The following is a 24,776-nucleotide window of genomic DNA, read 5'->3' as shown; positions in this document are numbered from 1 at the left end:
CCACCTGTCTTAAGTGTAGGTAAGGGCCGGCAGGGTGCTTTTCGTAGGGGCGAATTCGTTCGCCATGCAGGCAGGAGGCCCGCCCTTGAGTCGGGTGGGGCCGGTCGGTGGCGATTGGTGAGTGAATTCGCCGCTGCGAGAGCTGCTGTCTCCTTGTGATAGACTGCGGGCCCTGTCCGCGTCCTGCGGCAGAGTCGGAAATTTCCCCTGTTCGCTCTTGCACCCACTGCCCGTACCCGTAGTACTGTCAGCGCCTGAGCTTTGGCGCGGGAAAGCTCCAGCGCAGCGCACAATGTTCCCCAGTTCAAAGGAAAACCATGACGTTCAAGGCACCGGACAGCCTCTCCGAGCAGATTGCCCAGCATTTGGCCGAGCGCATCATTCGCGGCGAGCTGAAAGAACGTGAGCGCATCCAGGAACAGAAAGTCACCCTGGCCATGAATGTCAGCCGAGGGTCGGTACGCGAAGCGCTGCTGATCCTGGAGCGCCGTCACCTGATCACCATCCTGCCGCGTCGTGGCGCCCAGGTGTCCGAGTTGACCCAGCAGCATGTGCGCAGCCTCTATACCCTGGTGATGGAGCTTTACATCCTCCTGGGCTACGCGGTTGCCGAGCACTGGCGTAGCGAGGAAGACCTCGCGCCGTTCCGAGCGATCCAGCAGCGCCTTGTCGAAGCGCGTCAGCGGGAAGACATCCTCGCGTTCGTCGACTCCAGCTTCGCCATCATGCAGGCGGCTTATCCCTTCGCCGACAACCCGTACCTGCAACAGACCCTGGACAACCTGCAGCCGGCCATCGCCCGCACCTACTACATGGCCCTGGAGCGTCGTCGCGGCCAGATGGGCAACCTCGGCGCGGTGTTCGATGACCTGCTGCTGGCAGTGATCGCCCGCGACCAGGCGAAGATCCGTGAAGTGCTGCTGGGTTACGGCAAGCAGAACTGTGAGCTGGTGCTCGCAGCCCTGGCCGAACGTTGAGCGGAGCACACCGATGCGGCTGAAGTGCATCAAGCTAGCCGGATTCAAGTCCTTCGTGGACCCGACCACCGTCAGCTTCCCCAGCAATATGGCCGCCGTGGTGGGGCCCAATGGTTGCGGCAAGTCGAACATCATCGATGCTGTTCGCTGGGTAATGGGTGAGAGTTCGGCGAAGAACCTTCGTGGCGAATCGATGACCGACGTCATCTTCAATGGCTCCAATACGCGCAAGCCCGTCGCCCAGGCCAGCATCGAGCTGATCTTCGACAACTCCGACAACACCCTGGTGGGCGAATACGCCGCCTTCGCCGAGATTTCCATTCGCCGCCGCGTCAGCCGCGACGGCCAGAACACCTACTTCCTCAATGGTACAAAGTGCCGCCGCCGGGATATCACCGATATCTTCCTCGGCACAGGTCTCGGCCCCCGCAGCTACTCGATCATCGAGCAGGGGATGATCTCCAAGCTGATCGAAGCCAAGCCTGAGGACCTGCGCAATTTCATCGAAGAAGCCGCCGGCATTTCCAAATACAAGGAGCGCCGTCGCGAGACAGAAAGCCGAATTCGCCGCACCCAGGAAAACCTCGCTCGCCTGACCGACCTGCGCGAGGAGCTGGAGCGCCAGCTGGAGCGCCTGCACCGGCAGGCCCAGTCCGCCGAGAAGTACCAGGAGTACAAGGCCGAAGAGCGCCAGCTCAAGGCCCAGCTCGCCGCCTTGAAATGGCGGGCGCTGAACGAGCAGGTTGGCCAGCGCGAAGCGGTAATCGGCAACCAGGAAATCAGCTTCGAGGCCTTGGTGGCCGAGCAGCGCAACGCAGACGCCAGCATCGAGCGCCTGCGCGATGGACACCACGAACTGTCCGAACGCTTCAACCTGGTGCAGGGGCGCTTCTATTCCGTGGGCGGCGATATCGCCCGTGTGGAGCAAAGCATCCAGCACGGCCAGCAGCGCCTGCGGCAGTTGCAGGACGACCTGCGTGAGGCCGAGCGCGCCCGCCAGGAAACCGAATCCCATCTGGGCCACGACCGCACGCTGCTCGCCACGCTGGGCGAAGAGCTGGACATGCTTGGCCCTGAGCAGGAAATGAGCGCTGCCGCGGCCGAAGAGGCTGCCGCCCAGCTCGAAGAGTCCGAAACCGGCATGCACGCCTGGCAGGAGCAGTGGGATGGCTTCAACCAGCGCAGCGCGGAGCCGCGTCGCCAGGCGGAGGTCCAGCAGTCGCGCATCCAGCAACTGGAGCACAGCCTGGAGCGCCTGCTGGATCGCGAACGTCGCCTGAATGACGAAGCTTCCCAACTGGCGGCCGACCCGGAAGATGCCGCAATCCAGGAGATGCTCGAGGAGCTCGCGGTAGGCGAGATGCGCCTGGAGGAGCTCCAGGCTGCCGAGCAAGGTTTGATGGAGCGCCTGGAGGCTCTGCGCGAAGAATTGCAGCAGGCCAGCCAGGCCCAGCAGCAGGCCCAGGGTGAACTACAGCGCCTGAATGGCCGTATCGCGTCGCTGGAAGCCCTGCAGCAAGCCGCGCTCAACCCGGGAAAGGGCGCCGCCGAATGGTTGCGCGAGCAGCAACTGGCAGAGCGCCCGCGACTGGCTGAGGGCCTGCGGGTGGAGCAGGGCTGGGAGCTGGCGGTGGAAACCGTACTCGGCGCCGATCTACAGGCAGTGCTGCTGGATGATTTCAATGACCTCGACCTGTCCGGCTTCAGTCAGGGCGAGTTGCGTCTGGCCAGCGCTGGCAAGGGCGGGGCACGAGTGCCTGGCAGCTTGCTGGACAAGGTCGAGACGTCGGTGGACCTGGCGCCTTGGCTGGCAAAGGTCCTGCCGGTGGAAACTCTGGAGCAGGCACTCGCCCGTCGCGGCAGTCTGGGAGACGGCGAAAGCCTGATCAGCCGCGATGGTTACTGGGTCGGGCGCAACTTCCTTCGGGTACGCCGAGCCAGTGAGGCAGAGAGTGGCCTGCTGGCGCGTGGCCAGGAACTCGAGCGTCTGCACGCCGAGCGCGAAGAGCGTGAAGCCGCCCTGGAACAATTGGACGAGCGCCTGCAGCAGCTTCGCGACGGCCAGCGCCAACAGGAAGAGTCCCGCGAGCAGCAGCGCCGCCAGTTGCAAGACGAATCTCGCAGTCTGGGTGAGCTCAAGGCTCGACTGTCCGCTCAGCAGGCGAAAGTCGAGCAGTTGGCGCTGCGTCGCCGCCGCCTGGAGGAAGAACTTCGCGAGCTGGGTGAACAGCGCGCCCTGGAGCACGAGCAACTGGGTGAGGCTCGCCTCACCTTGCAGGATGCGCTGGACGCCATGGCCAGCGACACGGAACAGCGGGAAAAATTGCTGGCCGAGCGCGATGGCCTGCGTGAACGCCTCGACCGTATCCGCCAGGAGGCGCGTCAGCACAAGGATCACGCTCACCAGTTGGCAGTGCGCGTCGGCTCGCTCAAGGCACAACACGACTCCACGCGTCAGGCCCTCGAGCGCCTCAGCCTGCAGTTCGAGCGCCTCAATGAGCGTCGCGAGCAACTCAGCCTCAATCTTGAGGAGGGCGCCGCGCCGCTGGAGGAGCTGCGTCTGAAACTGGAGGAGCTGCTGGAGAAGCGGCTGGGCGTTGAGGAAGAACTGAAGCTGGCCCGGCTGGCCCTGGAAGATGCGGATCGCGAACTGCGCGACGCCGAGAAGCGCCGTACTCAGGCCGAGCAGCAGTCTCAGCTGCTGCGCGGCCAACTGGAACAGCAGCGTTTGGAGTGGCAGGCGCTGACGGTCCGTCGCAAGACTTTGCAGGACCAGCTCCATGAGGATGGCTACGACCTGCATGGGGTGCTCGCGACCTTGGTTGCCGATGCCAGCGAAAGCGCCTGGGAAGAGGAGCTCGAGCGACTTGCCGCGCGTATCCAGCGTCTCGGCCCGATCAACCTCGCCGCCATCGACGAATACCAGCAGCAATCCGAGCGCAAACGCTACCTGGACGCGCAGAACGATGACCTGGTAGAGGCCCTGGAAACGCTGGAAAACGTCATTCGCAAGATCGACAAGGAAACCCGTAACCGCTTCAAGGAAACCTTTGACCAGATCAACGCCGGGCTGCAGGCGCTTTTCCCGAAGGTATTTGGCGGCGGCCATGCCTACCTGGAGCTGACGGGCGAGGACCTGCTGGATACCGGGGTGGCGATCATGGCGCGTCCACCCGGCAAGAAGAACAGCACCATCCATCTGCTGTCCGGCGGCGAGAAAGCGCTCACCGCGCTGGCGCTGGTGTTCGCTATCTTCCAGCTCAATCCCGCCCCCTTCTGCATGCTGGACGAGGTGGATGCGCCACTGGATGACGCCAACGTGGGTCGTTACGCGCGTCTGGTGAAGGAAATGTCCGAGAAAGTGCAGTTCATTTATATCACCCACAACAAGATCGCCATGGAAATGGCCGATCAGCTGATGGGTGTGACCATGCACGAGCCCGGTTGCTCGCGCCTGGTGGCGGTGGATGTGGAGGAGGCAATGTCGATGGTAGAGGCCTAGTTGCCCGGCGGATGCGAACTCCGGGTACGACCGGAGATCAAATTCGCGTTGGCTTCGGAGTAAGCCTCTATCAGAGGTTTCTCTGCTGGGCTGGTCGTGCTAGCTTTATGCCCAATTTTGTCGCACGTGGAAAACGCCATTCAGAACATGGAGTTGGGCGCCACGTTTCAGGGGACGGGATGTCCTTTCTTCACCATCGTTTGTTTGCATTTTCACTAGGGGACACAGGACTACATGGATATCGGTCTGCGCGAGTGGCTGATCGTCATTGGCATCATCGTAATTGCCGGCATTCTGTTCGATGGCTGGCGCCGCATGAGTGGTGGTAAGGGGAAACTCAAGTTCAAGCTGGATCGCAGCTTCTCCAATGCCGCGGATGACGATGAAGATCCGAACCTCCTCGGCCCGTCACGGGTCAAGGATCGCTCACATCAGGAGCCTTCCCTGGATGAGGAAGACCTGCCTTCCCTGAGCGCCCGCGAGGCCGGGAAACGCCGCGGCGAGCCGCAGCAGGGCGACCTGAACCTCGACGAGCCGGTGCCGACCCTGCTCAACCCCGTCGATGAAGGCAAGAAGAACGGCAAGGCCCATCCGCAGATGCAGGCTCAGGAAGTTCCGGTCGAGGAAGTCCTGGTCATAAACGTCGTTGCCCGCGACGAAGCTGGCTTCAAAGGCCCGGCCCTGCTGCAGAACATTCTGGAAAGTGGCCTGCGCTTCGGCTCCATGGACATCTTCCATCGCCACGAAAGCATGGCCGGTAATGGCGAGGTGCTGTTCTCCATGGCTAACGGCGTCAAGCCCGGCACGTTCGACCTGGATGACATCGACCACTTCAGCACTCGCGCCGTGAGCTTCTTCCTCGGCCTGCCGGGTCCACGGCATCCGAAGCAGGCCTTCGATGTAATGGTTGCCGCCGCGCGCAAGCTCTCCCAGGAGCTGAATGGCGAGCTGAAGGATGACCAGCGCAGTGTGATGACTGCGCAAACGATTGAGCATTACCGCCAGCGCATCGTCGAATTCGAGCGCAAGCACCTGACCCAGAAGCGCTGATCCGTCGCGCAGTCAACGAAAGAGCAGCCCCGGCTGCTCTTTTTGTTTCAAGAGAAAGAGCTAGAACCATGACCGATGCCCAAACCGCCGCCGAACGCATCCTCGCGCTGCGCGCCGAGCTGGATGCGCACAACTACCGTTACTACGTGCTGGACGAGCCGAGCGTGCCCGATGCCGAGTACGACCGTCTGTTCCGCGAACTGCAAGCCCTGGAGGCTGAACATCCCGAGCTGGTGACGCCGGATTCCCCGACCCAGCGGGTCAGCGGCGCGGCCTTGTCGGCCTTCGGTGAAGTGCGCCATGAGGTGCCCATGCTCAGCCTGGGCAACGCATTCGAAGAGCAGGATCTGCAGGATTTCGATCGCCGCGTGCGCGAGGGGCTGGGTGAGCTCCTGCCGGGTGGCGACCTGTTCGGGGATGGTCCGCAAGTGGAGTACACCTGCGAACCCAAGCTGGATGGCCTGGCGGTGAGCCTGCTCTACGAGAACGGCGTGCTGGTGCGTGGCGCGACCCGTGGCGATGGCACCACGGGAGAAGACATCAGCAGCAACGTGCGCACCATCCGCAATGTGCCGCTAAAGCTGCAGGGAACTGGCTGGCCGGCCGTCCTGGAGGTGCGTGGCGAGGTCTACATGTCCAAGGCCGGCTTCGATGCGCTCAACGCACGCAACCTCGAACTGGGTGCCAAGACCTTTGCCAACCCGCGCAATGCTGCGGCGGGCAGCCTGCGTCAGCTGGACTCGAAGATCACCGCGAGTCGCCCCCTGGAGTTCTGCACCTATGGGTTTGGGCGGGTCGAGGGTGAGCTGCCGGACGATCAGTACGCCGTTCTCCAGGCGCTCAAGGGTTGGGGATTGCCCATCAGTCGTGAGCTGAAGCTGGTGAAAGGTGCTCAGGGTTGCCTGGATTACTACCGCGACATCGGCGAGCGCCGTGACGGCCTGGCCTATGAGATAGATGGCGTGGTCTACAAGCTAAACAACCTGGCCTGGCAGCGGGAGTTGGGTTTCCGCGCCCGCGAGCCGCGCTGGGCGCTGGCCCACAAGTTCCCGGCGCGCGAAGAGCTCACTGAACTGCTGGGCGTGGAATTCCAGGTTGGCCGTACCGGCGCCGTAACGCCGGTCGCGCGCCTGAAGCCGGTGCAGGTGGCCGGTGTCACCGTGTCCAATGCCACTTTGCACAACATGGATGAAGTCGAGCGCCTGGGCCTGATGATCGGCGACACCGTGATCATCCGTCGCGCGGGCGACGTGATCCCGCAAGTGATGCAGGTGGTACTGGAGCGGCGTCCGGCCGATGCGCGTCCGGTGCATATCCCTGAGCAATGCCCGGTCTGCGGTTCTGCGGTGGAACGCACGCAGCTCATCAAGCGTGGCAAGGGCAAGGAGACGACCAGCGAAGGTTCTGTGTATCGCTGCGTCGGTCGTCTGGCCTGTGGCGCCCAGTTGAAGCAGGCGATCATCCACTTCGCCTCGCGCCGAGCCCTGGACATCGAGGGGCTGGGTGACAAGATCGTCGAGCAACTGGTGGACGTTGGCCTGGTTGCCTCGCCGGCTGATCTCTACACCCTCAAGTACGAGCAGGTGGTGGAGCTGGAAGGTTTTGCCGACCTTTCTACCCGCAATCTGCTGGCCGCAATTGCCGACAGTCGCAAGCCGCCGCTAGCGCGCTTCATCTATGCACTGGGTATTCCTGATGTGGGTGAGGAAACTGCCAAGCTGCTGGCTCGCGCCCTGGGGTCCCTTGCGCGTATCCAGCAGGCCCTGCCGGACGTACTCACCTACTTGCCGGACGTGGGGTTGGAAGTTGCCCACGAAATCCACGCGTTCTTCTCCGATGACCACAACCAGAAGGTGATTCGCAGCTTGCTGGAGCGTGGCGTCGAGTTGCAGGAAGAGGGCGGTCTCAGCCCGGAATTTGCCGCCTGTGCCACCTTTGCCGGCTTCATCGAAAAGCTCAATGTCTCCGGCATTGCCAGCACTGGCGCGAAGAACCTTGCGGATAAGACCGGCAGCCTGGAAGGCCTCATAGTCCTTAGTCGCGACTGGCTGGACCTGAGTGTGATGAAGGGCCTGAACGAAAAGGCCAAGCAGGCGCTGCGCGAGTACTTTGCCGTCGACGAGAATGTCCTTCGCGCCCAGGCAATCGAAGCCCAGTTACGTGAATTCGGCATGCACTGGGATAGCGAGAGGAAAGCGGTGGAAGGACTGCCTCTTGCCGGGCAGACCTGGGTGCTCACCGGCACCCTGGAAGTCATGAGCCGGGATGTGGCCAAGGAAAAGCTGGAGGCGCTGGGCGCCAAGGTGGCGGGTTCGGTGTCGGCGCGTACCCACTGCGTGGTGGCCGGTCCCGGTGCCGGCTCCAAGCTGGCCAAGGCCAATGAGCTGGGGGTCCGGGTGCTGGATGAGGAACAATTCCTGGCAGAACTGGCCAGTTTGAGCTGATCCGTACTTCCGGGCATGAGAAGGGGCGGGCCAGATGGTCCGCCCCTTTTTTATTTACTTGTTGACCGCGTCAGTCAGGGCCTTGGCCGGAACGAACTTGACCACCTTCTTCGCGGCGATCTCGATGGCCTTGCCGGTTTGCGGGTTGCGGCCGGTGCGGGCCGGACGCTCGCCTACCTTCAGCTTGCCGATGCCCGGCAGGGTGATCTCATCGCTGTTCTCCAGGGAATCGCTGACGATCTCGCTGAGCTGTTCCAGCATGGCGCGCACGGCGGCCTTGGTGGTGTCGGTGGCTTCTGCGATGTCAGAGATCAGCTGGTCTTTGGTGAGTGCCATGGTGTTGCTCCATTCAATAAGTGTCTGGCTTGTGGCCGGGCCGGTCGCGCCGGCCCTGATGAGACCAGCGGAGCGACTGGAAGTGCGGCACGGGTTGTAGCTGCGAGCCGCGACCGCTGGGCAAGCTAGCACAAAAGGGCCAGTGAGCCTGTGCTCGATGCCCGGCTTTGCGTCGATTTGACGCAACCTGCCGTCGGTCTCGGCAGCCGACGACAGGTCGTCACTGGCATCTCTGGACCAACGTCTCCAAATCTCGAAGTCCGCAGCGTCGCTCGTGGGCCCTGAACTCTCTTGAGCGACTACGCTTGCCCTAGATGTAACAAGCGCTAAGGAGAGCCGCCATGCTACGTGCCTTTGCCAACCTGGGTTTCCGCTGGAAAGTCGCCTTGCCGATCCTGGTGCTGGCCCTTCTCATGGTGCTGGTAGGCGGTCTCGGTATGCAGGGAATTGGCAAGGTGGCCGACTCGAGCAAGCGACTGACCAATCGTTACCTGCCTGCCATCAGTCTGCTGCTCAATGCCGACCGCGATCTCTACCAGGCCTTCATCGCCGAGCGCAGCTTACTGGACGAGGCGGCCGGTGAACACGCACAGGCACTCAAGGCCGGCCATGCCGAAAATCTGCAGCAGGCCTATGACCGGGTGCACAAGTACGCCGCGATGGATTCCAGTCCCGAGGCCCAGCAATTGGTGGCCCAGTTCGATCGTGGCTACTCCCAGTGGAAGGCGACTTCGCAGCAGGTGGTGAGCCTGTCTGCCCAGGACCCGTTTGCGGCCAGTGCTCTCAGTTTCGGTGACAGCGAGCGTCAGTTCGCGTCCATGCGCGATGCCATCGACAAACTCGGAGAGTTGGAAGACAAGGCCGCCAACGTCGAAGGGCAGGCGGCTATCTCGCAGGGGGAGGCCCGCACCTGGCAGCAGGGGCTGGCCATCGCCTTCGGCCTGGTTCTTTGCGTCGTGTTAGTCATCGGCTTCCCGATGCTGGTGACCCGGCCGTTACACAACTTGCTGGAGCGCATCGAGCAGATTGCCGATGGGGACGGCGACCTTCGTGTGCGCCTGGAGGTCTTGTCGCGGGACGAGCTGGGCAAGCTCAGCCAAGCCTTCAACCGTTTCCTCGACAAGCTTCAACCGCTGATCCGTGAAGTCAGCCGTGTGACTGGAGAAGTAGCCGATTCGGCGCGCAGCCTGGCCGGGCTCGCGGCGGCGAACGATCGCCTGATCAGCAGCGAGCATGCTGCCGTGGATCAGGTAAGCACCGCCGCCACTGAAATGAGCGCGGCCGTTCACGAAGTGGCGCGCAATGCCCAGAACGCGGCGGATGCGGCGCGTTTCGCCGAGGAGCAGTCCCGGGAGGGAGCGCAGGTGGTAGGGGCTACTGTCGCCGTCATCCGCCAACTGGCGATGGAGGTGGAGAACGCATCTGCAACCATCAGCACGTTGGAGCAGGAAACCGCCAACATCGGTGCCGTACTCGCGGTAATCAAGGGCATCGCTGACCAGACCAACCTGCTAGCGCTGAATGCCGCCATTGAAGCCGCGCGGGCCGGCGAGCAAGGACGGGGGTTCGCCGTGGTTGCAGACGAGGTGCGAGCCCTGGCGGCCCGGACGCAGGATTCAACCAAGGACATCCAATTGATGATCGAGCGTCTTCAGGCTGGCGTGCAGGAAGCAGTCAAGGCCATGCGCACGGGTAGCCTGAAAGCGAGGGACAGCGTAGAGCGCGCGGCTGGTGTCGACCAGGCGCTGACGGATACTGGCGACTCGGTTCAGCGGATCAACGACATGGCGGCTCAGATCGCCACTGCCTGCGAAGAGCAGAGCAGCGTTACCGAAGAGATCGCCCGCAATATCAGCGATATCCGCGACCTCTCCAACGAGGCTGCGCAAACCTCGGAACAGAGCACCCAGGCCAGCCAGCACCTTTCCCAGCTTTCCAGCGGCCTGGCCCAGTTGGTGGGGCGCTTCCAGGTCTGATTCGCAAGTGCTTGTAAGGAAACCGTTTTTAGCGGTTGTAAGTTGGCGAAGAGCCGGTACAATGGCGCGGCTCGCCGATCTGGCGAGCTGTGTGATGGTGGCCCTGCCGGTCCCCCCGCAACGATCAGCCGTGAACCCGGTCAGGCCCGGAAGGGAGCAGCCGCAGCGGTGAAATCGTGTGCCGGGGTGTGGCTGGTGGGGTCACCTCCAATCTCCCCAGTTACCAATTTTCATTGGTAGCGCGCCAGAATCTCATCGATCTCCCCTGATTCCTTCATCTGCACCAGCGTGCGGAGGATGCGTTGCGCCGGAATCGCAGGGTCATTTCGGATCAGGCAGCCCACCGGTTCTTCGTCCAAAGTGCCGACGCTCACCAGACGGTCCGAGTCTGGTAGGTCGCGATTGAACCAGCCCAGTGCCAACTCATTGCTTACTGCGTACTTGTAGCGGCCGGCCAGAAGCTTCTGTAGCACCAACTCCTGGTTGCGTGCCTCATCGCGCAGCAGGGAGCCGCGATCGAACAAATGCTGCAGGCGCGGATAGGCGTAGCCCAGCACGGTGCCGACGCTCTCCCCCGAAATGGCGTCGGGGCTGGCCAGGTGTTCGCTTCCCTGGCGCGACACGATCAGGTCGCGCTGGTAGAGGAGGGGCACGCTCCAGAGGAATTCGGTGCTGTTGGTGATCCACTTCGGGCTGACGTAGCAGCGCACGTCGATCTCTCCCTGTTTCAAGGCCAGTTCCACGCGGTTGCGGGGAAGGACCTGGATCTGTGCGGGGATATCGAGGCGTTGCGCCAGACGATTGATCAGGTCGTGGAGAATGCCGCCTGTCAGATGGTTGTCCTTGAACTCGGCCAGCGGCATGGCCCAGCTGTCAACCGCCGAGAAGCGCAGGACGGCCGGCACAGCGTTGCCGAAGGAGCTCCAGCAGAGCAGAAGGGCGAGGACAAATGAGCGCATCAGGCTCCCTCGTCTGGGTGGGCGGTGCCTCACAATGCCTGTTGCCGAGCGGATTGAACAGGGCGCCGTTCGCATCGGATGCAATTTGCGCATCGCTCCGCTAGCATTAGCTCCTTCTGCTCTCCAGACGCGATGGTTTTCAATGAGTTATCAGGTCCTTGCACGTAAATGGCGTCCGCGCTCGTTCCGCGAAATGGTCGGCCAGACCCATGTGCTGAAGGCTTTGATCAACGCCCTGGACAATCAGCGCCTGCATCACGCGTACCTGTTTACCGGTACGCGCGGCGTGGGCAAGACCACCATCGCGCGAATTCTCGCCAAGTGCCTGAACTGCGAGACCGGTATCAGCTCCACGCCCTGCGGCCAATGTTCGGTGTGCCGGGAGATCGATGAGGGGCGTTTCGTCGATCTGATCGAAGTGGACGCCGCAAGCCGCACCAAGGTGGAGGACACCCGCGAGCTGCTCGATAACGTGCAGTACGCGCCTAGCCGCGGTCGTTACAAGGTCTACCTGATCGACGAAGTGCACATGCTCTCCACGCACTCGTTCAACGCGCTGCTGAAGACCCTTGAAGAGCCGCCACCCCACGTCAAGTTCCTGCTGGCCACCACCGACCCGCAGAAGCTGCCCGTTACCATTCTTTCGCGCTGCTTGCAGTTTTCACTGAAGAACATGCCGCCGGAGCGCGTGGTCGAGCATCTGACCCACGTACTCGGGGCCGAAAACGTACCCTTCGAGGCTGATGCGCTCTGGTTGCTGGGCCGCGCCGCCGATGGCTCGATGCGTGATGCCATGAGCCTCACCGACCAGGCCATCGCCTTCGGTGAAGGCAAGGTGCTGGCCGCCGATGTGCGCGCCATGCTCGGTACCCTCGATCATGGCCAGGTCTATGGCGTACTCCATGCGCTACTGCAGGGTGATGCCCGTGCGCTGCTGGAGGCCGTGCGTCAGTTGGCCGAACAAGGGCCGGACTGGAATGGCGTGCTTTCCGAAATGCTCAATGTGCTGCACCGAGTGGCTATTGCCCAGGTGTTGCCGGACGCTGTCGACAACGGCCAGGGCGACCGAGAGCGCGTACTGGCGCTGGCACAGGCTCTTCCTGGCGAAGATGTGCAGTTCTATTACCAGATGGGGCTGATCGGCCGTCGCGACTTGCCGTTGGCACCCGATCCCCGTAGCGGCTTCGAGATGGTGCTGCTGCGTATGTTGGCCTTCCGTCCGGCAGATGCCGATGGTGCACCCCGGGTCCAGCTAAAGGACCCGGGGATCAGCCAGGCCACGGTTGATCCCCAGACGAACCCAGTGGCCGGAGCCGCCTCGCCGGCTTCGGTAGCCATTGCCGCGCCGCAGCCTGTTCCCGTTCAGGTTTCCGCACCAGTGGTTGCCCCTGCTCCAGCATCAATCCAGCCTGTTGCGGCCCCGGCCCCGGTCGTTGAGGCGCCTGCGCCTGTTCCGGCAGTCGAAACGCCTGCTGCGGCTGCGGTCGAGGAAGTTGTTCCTGCGAATGTTGTCGAACCCGCTCCCGAGCCGGTTGCAGAGCCCGTGGTGGAAGAACCGGTAGCTGTAGTCGAGAAACCTGCTGAGGTGGTTGACCTGCCGTGGGAGGAATCTGCGGTCCCGGTCGCTTTCGCGGCAGTGGTCGAGCCCCCGGCTGATCCCGAGCCGGCGCCTGTGGTCGAGACCGTTCCGATTGTTGACGCTGCCGTTGTCCAGCCAGTGGCTGAAGCCCAGGCTGCTGCGCCTACTGACGAATCTGACGACGAGCCGCCGCCCGGCGACTACGACGACTACTACGAAGGCGACGCTGACAGCATTGCCTACATGGAAGACTTCGGGCCGGCGGAAGAACCCGTCGCAGCAGTCGAGGTGCTGCCCGCGGCGCAGCCGGCCACCGGCCTGGCGGCCGAATGGCTGGACTTGTTCCCGCGCCTGGGGCTGTCGGGCATGACCGGCAATATCGGCGCCAACTGCACCTTGGTGGCGGTGGAGGACGATGTCTGGCGCCTGCACCTGGACCCGGCGCAGAGCGCGCTGTTCAACGCGAACCAGCAGCGCCGCCTGAACGATGCGCTGAACCAGTACCACGGCCGTACCCTGAAACTCGAAGTTGAAGTGCGTCGTCCTGAGCAGGAAACCCCGGCCCAGGCTGCCGCACGCAAGCGCGCCGCTCGTCAGCGGCAGGCCGAAGAGGCCATTGCAAGCGATCCGCTGGTGCTGAAAATGATCGAACTGTTCGGTGCCCAGGTGCGCGCCGACACCATTGAACCCCTTGACCGCTGAGGACAATCACCATGATGAAGGGTGGTATGGCAGGCCTGATGAAACAGGCCCAACAGATGCAAGAAAAGATGCAGAAGATGCAGGAAGAGCTGGCCAATGCCGAGGTTACCGGCCAGTCCGGCGCCGGCCTGGTGAGCGTGGTGATGACTGGCCGTCATGACGTCAAGCGCGTCTCCCTGGATGACAGTCTGATGCAGGAAGACAAGGAAATCCTGGAAGACCTGATCGCTGCTGCGGTGAACGACGCCGTGCGCAAGATCGAGCAGAACAACCAGGAGAAGATGGCAGGCATGACTGCGGGGATGCAGTTGCCCCCCGGCTTCAAGATGCCTTTCTGAGTGAGTGACGCCCAGCCGGCACGCGTTACTGCGTTGCGCTAGGCGCCGGGCATCCTCGTTAACAGACGTAGACTCCGGTGCCTGAGGCCGCTCGCGCCTTGTGCCGCATATCATCTGGTCGCCCCGGTCGATGCTGCCGGGCGGCACTGGAGTTTCTCCAATTTATCCGCACCTCGAGACGCCAATGAGCTTCAGCCCGCTGATCCGCCAACTGATCGATGCCCTGCGCATTCTGCCCGGCGTGGGCCAGAAGACGGCCCAGCGCATGGCGCTGCAGATGCTGGAGCGTGACCGCACTGGCGGCTTGCGCCTGGCTCAAGCGCTGACGGCTGCGATGGAGGGTGTTGGGCATTGCACGCAATGCCGCACCTTGAGCGAGGAAGCGCTCTGCCCGCAGTGCGCTGATCCACGTCGCGACGATTCCCTGCTCTGTGTGGTGGAAGGTCCTCTGGATGTCTTCGCCGTGGAGCAGACCGGCTATCGCGGTCGCTTCTTCGTACTCAAGGGGCATTTGTCGCCCCTGGATGGTCTGGGACCAGAGGCGATTGGCATCCCGGAGCTGATGGCGCGCATCGAAGCGGGCCAGTTCGTCGAGGTGATCCTCGCCACCAACCCTACGGTGGAGGGCGAAGCCACCGCCCACTACATCGCCCAGCTGCTGGCACCCAAATCCATCATGGTCTCCCGTATCGCCCATGGCGTACCGCTGGGCGGCGAGCTGGAGTTGGTAGACGGCGGCACCCTGGCCCATGCGCTCGCAGGGCGTCGTCCTATCGGGCTTTGAGTTTGGGGGGGCGCGGCTGATACGGCCGCGTCGATGGCACAAGTCTCGCCTTGAAAACCAAGCAAGCGCTCGGTAAGTTCGTTCGATCTTACCGGGGAGTCTTGCCATGTCTGCCTACCAGGAATACTTCGACGAATCCCATCAACTGGTCCGGGATTCGGTGCGTCGTTTCGTCGAGCGGGAAATCCTGCCCCATATCGCCGAGTGGGAAGAGACTGAGGAGTTTCCCCGCGAGCTCTACCTCAAGGCCGGCACCGCCGGCATCCTCGGTATCGGTTACCCGGAAGAGTTCGGCGGCAGCCATGAAGGTGACGTGTTCGCCAAGGTGGCGGCCAGTGAAGAGTTGATGCGTTGCGGTTCCGGCGGGCTGGTGGCTGGGCTGGGTTCGCTGGATATCGGCCTGCCGCCGGTTATCAAGTGGGGGCGCGCCGAGCTCCGCGAGCGTGTCGTGCCTGAGGTACTGGCCGGCGAGAAGATCATGGCGCTGGCAGTGACTGAGCCTTCCGGCGGTTCGGATGTGGCCAATCTCAAGACACGTGCTGTGCGCGATGGCGATTTCTATCGCGTCTCCGGCAGCAAGACCTTTATCACCAGCGGTGTGCGCGCCGACTACTACACGGTGGCAGTGCGTACCGGTGGCGAAGGTTTTGGTGGGGTGAGTCTGTTGCTGGTGGAGAAGGACACTCCGGGCTTCACCGTCGGCCGCAAGCTGAAGAAGATGGGCTGGTGGGCCTCAGACACTGCCGAGCTGTTCTTCGACGATTGCAAGGTCCCGGTGGAGAACCTGATTGGCATGGAAAACATGGGCTTCGCCTGCATCATGGCCAACTTCCAGAGCGAACGCCTGGCGCTGGCCATCATGGCCAATATGACTGCGCAACTCGCATTGGAGGAGTCGCTCGGCTGGGCGCGCGAACGCGAAGCCTTTGGTAAGCCCATTGGCCGCTTTCAGGTGCTTCGCCACCGAATGGCGGAAATGGCCACGCAGCTTGAGGTATCCCGCGAGTTCACTTACCGCCAGGCGGCGAAGATGGCGGCGGGAAAGAGTGTGATCAAGGAAATCTCCATGGCGAAGAACTTCGCCACCGACATCGCCGACCGCCTCACCTATGACGCTGTGCAGATCCTGGGCGGCATGGGCTATATGCGCGAAAGCCTGGTGGAGCGGCTTTATCGCGACAACCGGATCCTTTCCATAGGCGGCGGTACGCGGGAGATCATGAACGAGATCATCGCCAAGCAGATGAACCTCTGATCCGAACCGGAACTTCCGAAAGGGCGTTCCGGTTTTCTTTGGCTGAGATATATTACGAGCGACATTCAATATATTCGTGCGATCCAGGAGATGACCCTATGAGCGATCTGTCCCGAGAAGAGAAACTTCAAGTCTGGCTGGCAGCAGAGGCTGAGATTCGTGCCCGTTTGAAACCCGGCACCATGAGCATTGCGGAGGTGGCGATGCTCAGTCCTCTGGAGTTCTTCGATGGTATCGGCCGTGGAGACTTGCCAGCGCCGCCCATCGGCGAGCTGATGGGGTTCGTGCCTGTCGAGTGGTCGAAGGAGCGCTTCGTCTTCCAGGGAGTGCCGCAGATGCAGCACTACAATCCGATCGGGTCGGTGCATGGTGGCTACGCCGCGACCTTGCTGGATTCGTGCATGGGTTGCGCCATTCACGCCAACCTGGAGAAAGGGCAGGGCTATACGACCACCGACTTGCGTATCAGCTATGTCCGTGCCTTGACCACAAAGACTGGTCCGGTGCGTGCCGAGGGGCGGATCATCCATGTCGGTCGCTCTACCGCGTTGGCCGAAGGGCGTATCTATGACGTGGATGGCAAGCTCTATGCGACTGGCTCCACGACCTGCTTGATCCTGGGTGGCAAGTAGCTCCTGCGATGACCTGTAGGGGCGAATTCATTCGCCAAGCAGGCCGAAGGCCTGCCCTGGCGGGCAAAAAAGAAGGGGGCACGCTTGTGGCGTGCCCCCCGTTGCCGTCAGCGATGACAGCCAACCGTCGAAGTGAGATGGGCGAAGTCGCCCGGTAAGGCGGTTCGCCTGGAGGTCAGGCCTCCGGTGTTGCGACCGCCGCCCGCCTTGTGAGCGCGCGACGGGTGAAGCCGGGCCGCGCCCGAGGGCGCGGCGGTGTGTCAGCCGATGGTCATCAAGCTGGCGTTGCCGCCAGCAGCGGCAGTGTTGACGCTGATGGCGCGTTCGATCAGCAGGCGCTCCAGCGGTACCGCGGTCTCGCCGCGGGACAGGCCCTGGACGCCGATGATCGGGCCCTTGCGGGAAGCGACTTGCCGGCAAACGGTACCCAGTTGGTCCGAGTCGCCATGGTGGAGAACCGCATCGAACACCACTTCCGACTGTGTCCAGTCGGCTACCAGCTGGATGCGGGCCTGCACGGCCTTCGGTAGGGCGGCGCGCAGTTTGCCGGTCAGCTCGCTGGTGGCCCAGAGTGCGCTGCTACCAACGGCCAGTGTCGCGGCCAGCTGGGTAAGCAGGTCGGTTTCGTCATCAGCCAGGCAGAGCACAGCCTCGCGCGGCAGCAGCACGTAGGTGTTGCGCTCGCCGGTCGGGCCGGGAAGCACGCGGCTCAGGCCACTCTGGGACTGCTCGGCGAAGCTGTCACAGACATTGGCCAGACCATCCTTGCCGTTCTTCGCGGCCCAGGCCTTGAGGGCTTCCAGGGGGTTGCCCTGACGATCCTGCAGGGTGTTGCGCTGCTGGGTGTCGGCGACATTCTGGCCATCCAGGCGCTGGAAGGTGCGGCTCACGCCATCTGCCGGACGAGTGGCGAGCAGGCGGTACATGTACAACGGGCCGCCGGCTTTCGGACCAGTGCCGGACAAGCCTTCACCGCCAAAGGGCTGCACGCCGACCACGGCGCCAACCATGTTGCGGTTGACGTAGAGGTTGCCTGCGTGGGCCTTGTCCACCACCTTGGCGATGGTTTCGTCGATGCGGGTGTGCACGCCGAGGGTCAGGCCGTAGCCGGTGGCATTGATCTCGTCGAGCAGGGCGTCCATGTCCTCTCGCTTGTAGCGCAGCAGGTGCAATACCGGGCCGAAGATTTCACGCTCCAGGTCGGCGAGGCTGTCCAGTTCGATCAGGGTCGGCATCACGAAGGTGCCGCGCTGCATCACATCACCCTCGGTGCGGGCGATCTGGAACACGCTGCGGCCTTTGCTGCGCATGGCCTGGATGTGCTTATCGATGTTGGCCTTGGCCTCGGCGTCGATGACCGGGCCGATATCCACGTTCAGGTGTTCGGGGTTGCCGATGCGGCACTCGGCCATGGCGCCCTTGAGCATTTCCACGACGCGGTCAGCCACGTCTTCCTGGACGCATAGCACGCGCAGTGCGGAGCAGCGCTGGCCGGCACTGTCGAAGGCGGAGGCGATCACGTCCGTCACCACCTGCTCGGCAAGGGCGGAGGAGTCCACGATCATGGCGTTCTGGCCGCCGGTTTCGGCGATCAGCGGAATCGGGCGACCCTGCGCGTCCAGGCGGCCGGCAACGTTGCGAGCCAGGATGCCGGCCACTTCGGTGGAGCCGGTGAACATCACGCCCTTCACACGCTCATCGCTCACCAGGGCGGCGCCTACGGTGTGGCCGAGGCCCGGCAGCAGCTGCACCACGCCTTCTGGAATGCCGGCCTGGAGCATGATGCGCACGGCCTGGGCGGCGATCAGCGGGGTCTGTTCGGCAGGTTTGGCAAGCACGGTGTTGCCGGCGGCCAGCGCGGCGGCTACCTGGCCGGCGAAGATCGCCAGAGGGAAGTTCCACGGGCTGATGCACACCACCGGGCCCAATGGGCGGTGGGTATCGTTGGCGAAGTCGTGGCGGGCCTGGGCGGCGTAATAGCGCAGGAAGTCAACGGCTTCGCGCACTTCGGCGATCGCGTTGGCGAAGGTCTTGCCGGCTTCGCGGACAAGGATGCCCATCAGCGACTGCATTTCGCTTTCCATCAGGTCGGCGGCGCGATCCAGGGCGGCGGCGCGCTCCACTGGCGGGGTGGATTGCCAGATCGGCGCAGCGGTGATGGAGGCCAGTACGGCATTTCCGACGTCTGCAGTGGTGGCGTTCTGCACGTGGCCAACCACATCGCGGTGATCCGCCGGGTTCAGCACGGGTTCAGCCACGCCTTCGCTGGTCGGGCAGCCGAGCATGGGCTGGGCGCGCCAGTCGGCATGGCCGGAGCTCAGCAGGGCGCTGGATAGCGAGGCCAGGCGATGTTCGTTGGCCATGTCGATGCCGCTGGAGTTGACGCGGGCTTCGCCGTACAGGGCCTTGGGCTGCGGGATGCGCGGATGCGGCAGGCCAAGGGCGCCTTCTACGCTGGCCATGGATTCGGCACTGGTCACCGGGTCTTCCACCAGATCCTTGATGGAGATGCTGTGGTCGGCGATACGGTTGACGAAGCTGGTGTTGGCGCCGTTTTCCAGCAGGCGGCGAACCAGGTAGGCCAGCAGGGTTTCATGGGTGCCGACCGGTGCGTAGATACGGCACGGGCGGTTCAACTTGCCGTCGGCGACCTTGCCCACCACTTGTTCGTAAAGGGGTTCGCCCATGCCGTGCAGGCACTGGAATTCATACTGGCCCGGGTAGTAGTTCTGGCCGGCGATCTGGTAGATGGCCGACAGGGTGTGGGCGTTGTGGGTGGCGAACTGCGGGTAGATCGCGTCCGGAACGCCCAGCAGCTTGCGGGCGCAAGCGATGTAGGAAATGTCGGTGTACACCTTGCGGCTGTAGACCGGGAAGCCTTCCAGGCCATCAACCTGGGCGCGCTTGATCTCGCTGTCCCAATAGGCGCCTTTCACCAGGCGGATCATCAGGCGATGCTGGCTGCGGCGGGCGAGATCGATCACGTAGTCGATCACGTATGGGCAGCGCTTCTGGTAGGCCTGGATGACGAAGCCGATGCCGTTCCAACCCTTCAGGCTTGGCTCGAAGCAGAGGCGCTCGAGCAGGTCGAGGGAGATTTCCAGGCGGTCGGCTTCTTCGGCGTCGATGTTCAGGCCGATGTCGTACTGCTTGGCCAGGAGGGTCAGGGACAGCAGGCGCGGGTAAAGCTCGCCCATCATGCGCTCGTACTGGGCGCGGCTGTAGCGCGGGTGCAGGGCCGACAGCTTGATGGAGATGCCCGGGCCTTCATAGATACCGCGGCCGTGGGAGGCCTTGCCGATGGCATGGATGGCCTGCTCATAGGAGGCGTAGTAGCGCTGGGCGTCTTCCTCGGTCAGCGCGGCTTCGCCGAGCATGTCGTAGGAGTAGCGGAAGCCCTTGGCTTCGAAGTTGGTGGCGTTGGCCAGCGCCTCGGCGATGGTTTCGCCGGTGACGAATTGCTCACCCATCAAGCGCATGGCCATGTCCACGCCCTTGCGGATCACCGGCTCACCACTCTTGCCGATGATGCGGTTCAGCGAGGACGACAGGCCGGCTTCGTTGTGGGTGGACACCAGCTTGCCGGTGATCAGCAGACCCCAGGAAGCGGCGTTGACGAACATCGACGGGCTCTGGCCCAGGTGCTGCTGCCAGTTGCCGGTGCTGATCTTGTCGCGAATCAGGGCGTCGCGGGTGCCTTTGTCCGGGATTCGCAGCAGGGCTTCGGCCAGGCACATCAGCGCCACGCCTTCCTGGGAAGACAGGGAGAACTCCTGCAGCAGGCCCTGGACGATACCGGCACGACCGCCGGCGCTCTTCTGGTTGCGCAGCTTCTCGGCGATACCGTAGGCCAGCTTGTAGGCGGCGTCGGACATCTCGGCGGGCAGGCGCGCCTGCTCCAGCAGCATGGGCACGGCTTCCTGCTCGGGGCGGCGGTAGGCGGCAGTAATGGCCGCGCGCAGCACGGACTGCGGCAGGATGCTTTCGGCGAATTCGAGGAACGGCTGATGCGTGGATTCGGGCAGGGCTTCGAGGGCGTCGTGGTCACCTTCGGCCAGACGCTGGGCGATGCCTTGGAGTTCCGGCAGGGTCATGCCGCTTTCCAGTGCCTCGAGGTAGCTGAAGATCGCTTGCTTGATCAGCCAATGCGGGGTGCGCTCGATCCTGCGCGCAGCTTCCTTGAGACGATCGCGGGTAGCTTCGTCCAGTTTCACGCCAAGGGTGGTGCTCGTAGCCATTTCTTGTCCTCTTCTCGGCCGTGGTCGCACGGCATTAGCGGCGCAAAGAGTAGCGATGTCCTACAAGGGGTGCAACCTGGTGCAACCAAAGGTCGTAAGACTGGCGGTATTCTCCTGATGAAAGGTCACATTGATGACTCGGAAAAGTTGCACCTGATCGCTGCCGAGGCACAGAAGTACTGGCGTTCAGCAGGGTATGAGCGGCTGTAGAGGGAAGGGTGCAACCCAGGTGCAGCCGGTTTCGGTCCTACCTGGAAAGCATAGGCTGCCCTCGGTGGATGCCGAGGGCGGCGACGGATGGCAGGGTCGTCAGGCCCTGGTGGCCTGGGCAGCCTCTACCTGGGAGAGGAGGGTGGCGCGGGCACTTTCGAGTATGCGGTCTGACAGTTCCTCGCTGGCCACGCTGCGGGCCAGTGTCAGAGCGCCCACCAAGGTAGACAGCATGGTCAGGCTCTGCTCAGCACTGCCGGTTTCCTTAGTCACCAGTTCCAGCAGGTTGTTCAGCACACTGTCGGTGATGGCGCTGGCATTGCCGCGCTGTCCCAGTTCCGCCGACATGGTGGGCAGCGGGCAACCTTGTTCGGGGTGGGCACGATGCTGCGGGGAGAGGTAGCGCTCGAAGAAGGTCTTCAGCGGCTGGTCCTTGGCGAATGCCTTGACCCATTGGGCGTTGGCGTCGTTCGCTGCTGCCTGGAGGGCCTCTTCCACCAGGGCATCCTTGGATTTGAAGTGTGCATAGAAGCCGCCGTGGGTCAGGCCGAGGGCCTTCATCAGCGGTTGCAGGCCGGTGGCGTCGATGCCTTCGGAGCGAAAACGACGGGACGCCTCGGCGACGATGCGTTTGTGGGTTTCGGCTTTGTGATCTTCGGGGTAGCGCATGTCGGTCGCCTCGTTCGCAAGATTGATATGGCGATTGTAATTCACATCCCTTGTCGCGCTAGCGGTAATCGACCACGGCACGGACGAGGTGCCGTGGTCGATCGATCAGACGCGCTCCAGAAGGGTGGCCACGCCTTGGCCGCCGCCAATGCACTGGGTGGCGACGGCGTATCGGCCACCGGTGCGTTTGAGCAGGCTCGCAGCCTTGCCGGTGATGCGCGCGCCGGTGGCGCCCAGCGGATGGCCGATGGCCATGGCGCCGCCGTCCAGGTTGACCTTGGCCGGATCGAGATCCAGCTCGCGTATGCAGGCCAGGGCCTGACTGGCGAAGGCTTCGTTGATTTCGAACAGGTCGATGTCACCGATCACAAGGCCGGTGCGTTGCAGCAGTTTGCGGGTGGCATAGAGCGGTCCCATGCCCATGATTTCCGGCGGGCAGCCAACCACGGCAACGGCCTTGATCCGCGCCATGACGTCCAGGCTCCAGCGCTTTGCGAAATCCTCGGTGCAGACGAATACCGCCGCTGCGCCATCGGTCAGGGGCGAAGCGGTGCCGGCGGTTACGCTACCGCCGAAGGCCGGCTTAAGTTGCGCCAGTGCTTCCGGGGTGGTCGCCGGACGGATGCAACCGTCTTCGTTTACCAGACCGTCGGGCGTTTCGATGGCGATGAGCTCGTCCTGCAAGCGGCCTTGTTCCCGTGCCTGGGTAGCCTTGCGGTGGGACTCCACAGCCATGGCCTCCTGGTCGACTCGGGAAATGTCGTAGCGCCCGGCGACCACTTCAGCGGTGTGACCCATGGCCATGTACGCCTGTGGGTAGCCGTCCACCAGCTTGGGATTCGGTGAAATGTTGAATCCGCCCATGGGCACGCGGGTCATCGACTCCACGCCGCCACAGATAAAGGCCTCGCCCGCACCCAGCATGATCTGTCCGGCGGCGAAGTGGATTGCGCTCATGGAGGAACCGCAGAAGCGATTCACCGTGGCACCGGCGACGGTTTCCGGCAAACCGGCGAGGAAGCCGGTGATACGCGCCAGGTTCATGCCTTGCTCGGCTTCGGGGTAAGCGCAACCTAGGATCAGGTCCTCGATTTGCCGGGGATCGATATCCAGGCGATCCACCAGGCCCTTCACCACCTGGGCCGCGAGGTCGTCCGGGCGGAGGTTGATCAGTCCGCCTTTCTTGGCGAAGTGGAAAGGCGAGCGGGCGTAACCGGCAATGACGATGGATTGCATGGAGGGCTCCTGTGGGAGGGCGTTGGCCTCGATGCGTTAAATGATATGCGTAATTCAAAAAGACGTACATGATGGTCGTAATACAAATTTGCTATGACGACGATCGGTCAACCAGAAGCCAGGGCTTGCTCGGTTTTCACCGCATTGATGAAGGCTTGCATGGCGGAGGGATTCGCCCCGGCAATCGCCGGGGCTTTTTCAGGCTGACGCCAGGGCCAGGTCGGCCAGTACGCCAGTGAGGATGAGACGGAAACCGTCAAGCATGTCGAACATGGGAGGCTCCTGGTGGTTTGCAGCGTGGGTTAATTCCTGTGGGGGCGATTTCAATCGCTAAGGGCAGCGTAGCTGCGCCAGGGTTTCTCTGGGCAGGCCTGCTCAGCGACTTGAGTGGCCCCACAGGATCTCGGTCAAGGACAGCGCAGCTGCCCCCGGTTATTTCCGGTTGGGCCTGGCGCCCCAATCGCGAATGAATTCGCTCCCACAAGGCGCTGGCCGAAGCCAGCCCATTAATGCTTGAACATCACGTGGCGAATGGCGGTGTAGTCCTCCAACCCATACATGGACATGTCCTTGCCGTAGCCGGAGTGCTTGACGCCGCCGTGGGGCATTTCGCTGACCAGCATGAAATGAGTGTTGACCCAGGTGCAGCCGTACTGCAGGCGCGCGGACAGGCGGTGGGCGCGGCCGACGTCGGCGGTCCAGAGGGAAGAGGCCAGGCCGTAGTCGGAATCGTTGGCCCACTCCAGCACCTGCTCCTCGCTATCGAACTCGGTGACCGAGACCACCGGGCCGAACACTTCGCGGCGGACGATCTCGTCGTCCTGGCGGGCGCCGGCGAGCACGGTGGGCTGGAAGAAGAAACCCGGGCCGTCGACACGCTTGCCGCCGGTGACCACCTGGATGTGCGGCACGGCGGCAGCGCGCTGGACGAAGCCCTCGACGCGCTCCAGGTGCTGCTCGGTGATCAGCGGGCCGAGTTCGGTATTCGGGTCGTCCTGCAGGCCGGTCCGGATGCTGCCGACGGCTTCGCCGAGCTTGGCGACGAACTTCTCGTAGATGCCTTTCTGCGCGTAGATGCGGCAGGCGGCGGTGCAGTCCTGGCCGGCGTTGTAGAAGCCGAAGGTGCGAATGCCTTCCACGGCGGCGTCGATGTCGGCGTCGTCGAAGATGATCACCGGGGCCTTGCCGCCCAGTTCCATGTGCATGCGTTTCACGCTGTCGGCGGTGCCGGCGATGATGCGCGAGCCGGTGGCGACCGAGCCGGTGAGGGAGACCATGCGCACCTTCGGGTGGGTGGTCAGCGGTTCACCGACGCTCGGGCCGCGGCCGAAGACCATGTTCACCACGCCGGCGGGGAAGATCTCGGCGATGTACTCGGCGAGCTTCAGGGCGGTCAGCGGGGTCTGCTCGGAGGGTTTCAGTACCACGGTGTTGCCGGCGGCCAGGGCCGGGCCGAGTTTCCAGGCGGCCATCATCAGCGGGTAGTTCCACGGCGCGATGGAAGCGACCACGCCGACCGGGTCGCGGCGGATCATCGAGGTATGGCCGGGCAGGTACTCACCGGCGGCGGAACCGCTCATGCAGCGGCTGGCGCCGGCGAAGAAGCGGAACACGTCGGCGATGGCCGGCAGTTCGTCGTTCAGCGCGGCGGCGTAGGGCTTGCCGCAGTTCTGCGATTCCAGGCGGGCCAGTTCTTCGGCGTGGGCGTCGATGCGGTCGGCGAGCTTGAGCAGGAGGGTGGAGCGGTCTTTCGGCGAGGTCTGCGACCAGGCCGGGAAGGCGGCGTCGGCGGCGCGCACGGCGGCATCGACCTGGGCCGGGCTGGCCTCGGCGATTTCCACCAGGGCGGTGCCCAGGGACGGGTTGAGCACGGCGAGGCTGGGGCCTTC

General features: G+C 63.5%; 16 protein-coding genes and 1 other RNA gene. 11 read left to right on the top strand and 6 right to left on the bottom strand.

The genetic code is table 11. The features are described 5' to 3' along the window. Positions 1–317 precede the first annotated feature (317 nt). From E8E75_RS00715 to ligA, 4 genes are all read left to right on the top strand, one after another. Positions 318–977 (top strand): GntR family transcriptional regulator, encoded by a 660-nt coding sequence (locus E8E75_RS00715; RefSeq protein WP_120651848.1) that lies wholly within the window; start codon positions 318–320, stop codon positions 975–977. A 13-nt stretch (positions 978–990) separates the two neighbouring features. Beyond that, positions 991–4,479, top strand: a complete 3,489-nt coding sequence (gene smc / locus E8E75_RS00710) for a chromosome segregation protein SMC (RefSeq protein ID WP_120651847.1) — start codon at positions 991–993, stop codon at positions 4,477–4,479. A gap of 234 nt (positions 4,480–4,713) precedes the next feature. Beyond that, positions 4,714–5,529, top strand: coding sequence for a cell division protein ZipA (gene zipA, locus E8E75_RS00705; RefSeq protein ID WP_120651846.1), 816 nt, complete (start codon positions 4,714–4,716; stop codon positions 5,527–5,529). A gap of 68 nt (positions 5,530–5,597) precedes the next feature. Continuing rightward, entirely contained in the window at positions 5,598–7,973 is a 2,376-nt protein-coding gene (ligA, locus tag E8E75_RS00700) for an NAD-dependent DNA ligase LigA (protein WP_120651845.1), read from the top strand. 54 nt (positions 7,974–8,027) lie between these two features. On the opposite strand, the gene E8E75_RS00695 is transcribed toward ligA, so the two are convergent. Next, on the bottom strand, positions 8,028–8,309 hold the full coding sequence (locus E8E75_RS00695; protein WP_120651844.1) for an HU family DNA-binding protein: 282 nt from the start codon (positions 8,307–8,309) through the stop codon (positions 8,028–8,030). 341 nt (positions 8,310–8,650) lie between these two features. Between E8E75_RS00695 and E8E75_RS00690 the strand changes: the two genes are divergently transcribed. Further along, on the top strand, positions 8,651–10,285 hold the full coding sequence (locus E8E75_RS00690) for a methyl-accepting chemotaxis protein (RefSeq protein ID WP_153917076.1): 1,635 nt from the start codon (positions 8,651–8,653) through the stop codon (positions 10,283–10,285). Between the two features lie 104 nt (positions 10,286–10,389). Further along, positions 10,390–10,486: signal recognition particle sRNA small type (gene ffs, locus E8E75_RS00685), an RNA gene on the top strand. Positions 10,487–10,515: 29 nt separating this feature from the next. On the opposite strand, the gene E8E75_RS00680 is transcribed toward ffs, so the two are convergent. Beyond that, the gene (locus E8E75_RS00680) at positions 10,516–11,244 is read right to left on the bottom strand and encodes a transporter substrate-binding domain-containing protein (RefSeq protein WP_153917074.1); all 729 of its coding nucleotides are present in this window, start codon (positions 11,242–11,244) and stop codon (positions 10,516–10,518) included. 142 nt (positions 11,245–11,386) lie between these two features. On the opposite strand from E8E75_RS00680, the gene dnaX reads away from it, so the two are divergent. The 5 genes from dnaX (at position 11,387) to E8E75_RS00655 (ending at position 16,534) form a co-directional block, all read left to right on the top strand. Beyond that, positions 11,387–13,525 (top strand): DNA polymerase III subunit gamma/tau, encoded by a 2,139-nt coding sequence (gene dnaX / locus E8E75_RS00675; RefSeq protein ID WP_153917072.1) that lies wholly within the window; start codon positions 11,387–11,389, stop codon positions 13,523–13,525. An 11-nt stretch (positions 13,526–13,536) separates the two neighbouring features. Next, complete coding sequence (locus tag E8E75_RS00670) at positions 13,537–13,863, top strand: YbaB/EbfC family nucleoid-associated protein (protein ID WP_009619439.1); 327 nt, start codon at positions 13,537–13,539, stop codon at positions 13,861–13,863. Between the two features lie 184 nt (positions 13,864–14,047). Further along, positions 14,048–14,647 carry a recombination mediator RecR gene (gene recR, locus E8E75_RS00665; RefSeq protein ID WP_120651831.1) on the top strand — a complete coding sequence of 200 codons (600 nt, stop codon included), beginning with the start codon at positions 14,048–14,050 and terminating at the stop codon, positions 14,645–14,647. A 106-nt stretch (positions 14,648–14,753) separates the two neighbouring features. After that, complete coding sequence (locus tag E8E75_RS00660) at positions 14,754–15,902, top strand: acyl-CoA dehydrogenase family protein (protein ID WP_153917070.1); 1,149 nt, start codon at positions 14,754–14,756, stop codon at positions 15,900–15,902. A 98-nt stretch (positions 15,903–16,000) separates the two neighbouring features. After that, positions 16,001–16,534, top strand: a complete 534-nt coding sequence (locus E8E75_RS00655; protein ID WP_120651829.1) for a PaaI family thioesterase — start codon at positions 16,001–16,003, stop codon at positions 16,532–16,534. A 260-nt stretch (positions 16,535–16,794) separates the two neighbouring features. Here E8E75_RS00655 and putA read toward each other — a convergent pair whose 3' ends face one another. From putA to E8E75_RS00635, 4 genes are all read right to left on the bottom strand, one after another. Further along, positions 16,795–20,772, bottom strand: coding sequence for a trifunctional transcriptional regulator/proline dehydrogenase/L-glutamate gamma-semialdehyde dehydrogenase (gene putA, locus E8E75_RS00650; RefSeq protein ID WP_120651828.1), 3,978 nt, complete (start codon positions 20,770–20,772; stop codon positions 16,795–16,797). A gap of 309 nt (positions 20,773–21,081) precedes the next feature. Beyond that, a complete protein-coding gene (locus E8E75_RS00645) occupies positions 21,082–21,651 on the bottom strand; it encodes a TetR/AcrR family transcriptional regulator (protein ID WP_120651827.1) in 570 nt (189 codons plus the stop codon). 105 nt (positions 21,652–21,756) lie between these two features. Further along, positions 21,757–22,887: a thiolase family protein gene (locus E8E75_RS00640; protein WP_153917068.1), complete on the bottom strand. Its 1,131-nt coding sequence runs from the start codon at positions 22,885–22,887 to the stop codon at positions 21,757–21,759. 506 nt (positions 22,888–23,393) lie between these two features. After that, positions 23,394–24,776: gamma-aminobutyraldehyde dehydrogenase (locus tag E8E75_RS00635; protein ID WP_280357711.1), on the bottom strand; the 1,383-nt coding region annotated here is incomplete at its 5' end.

Origin of the sequence: Pseudomonas sp. BN606, assembly GCF_029873115.1 — a bacterium.
Classification (GTDB): domain Bacteria; phylum Pseudomonadota; class Gammaproteobacteria; order Pseudomonadales; family Pseudomonadaceae; genus Metapseudomonas.
The sequence above is the reverse complement of the archived record's forward strand: the minus strand, read 5'-3'. Positions and strand labels throughout refer to the sequence as shown.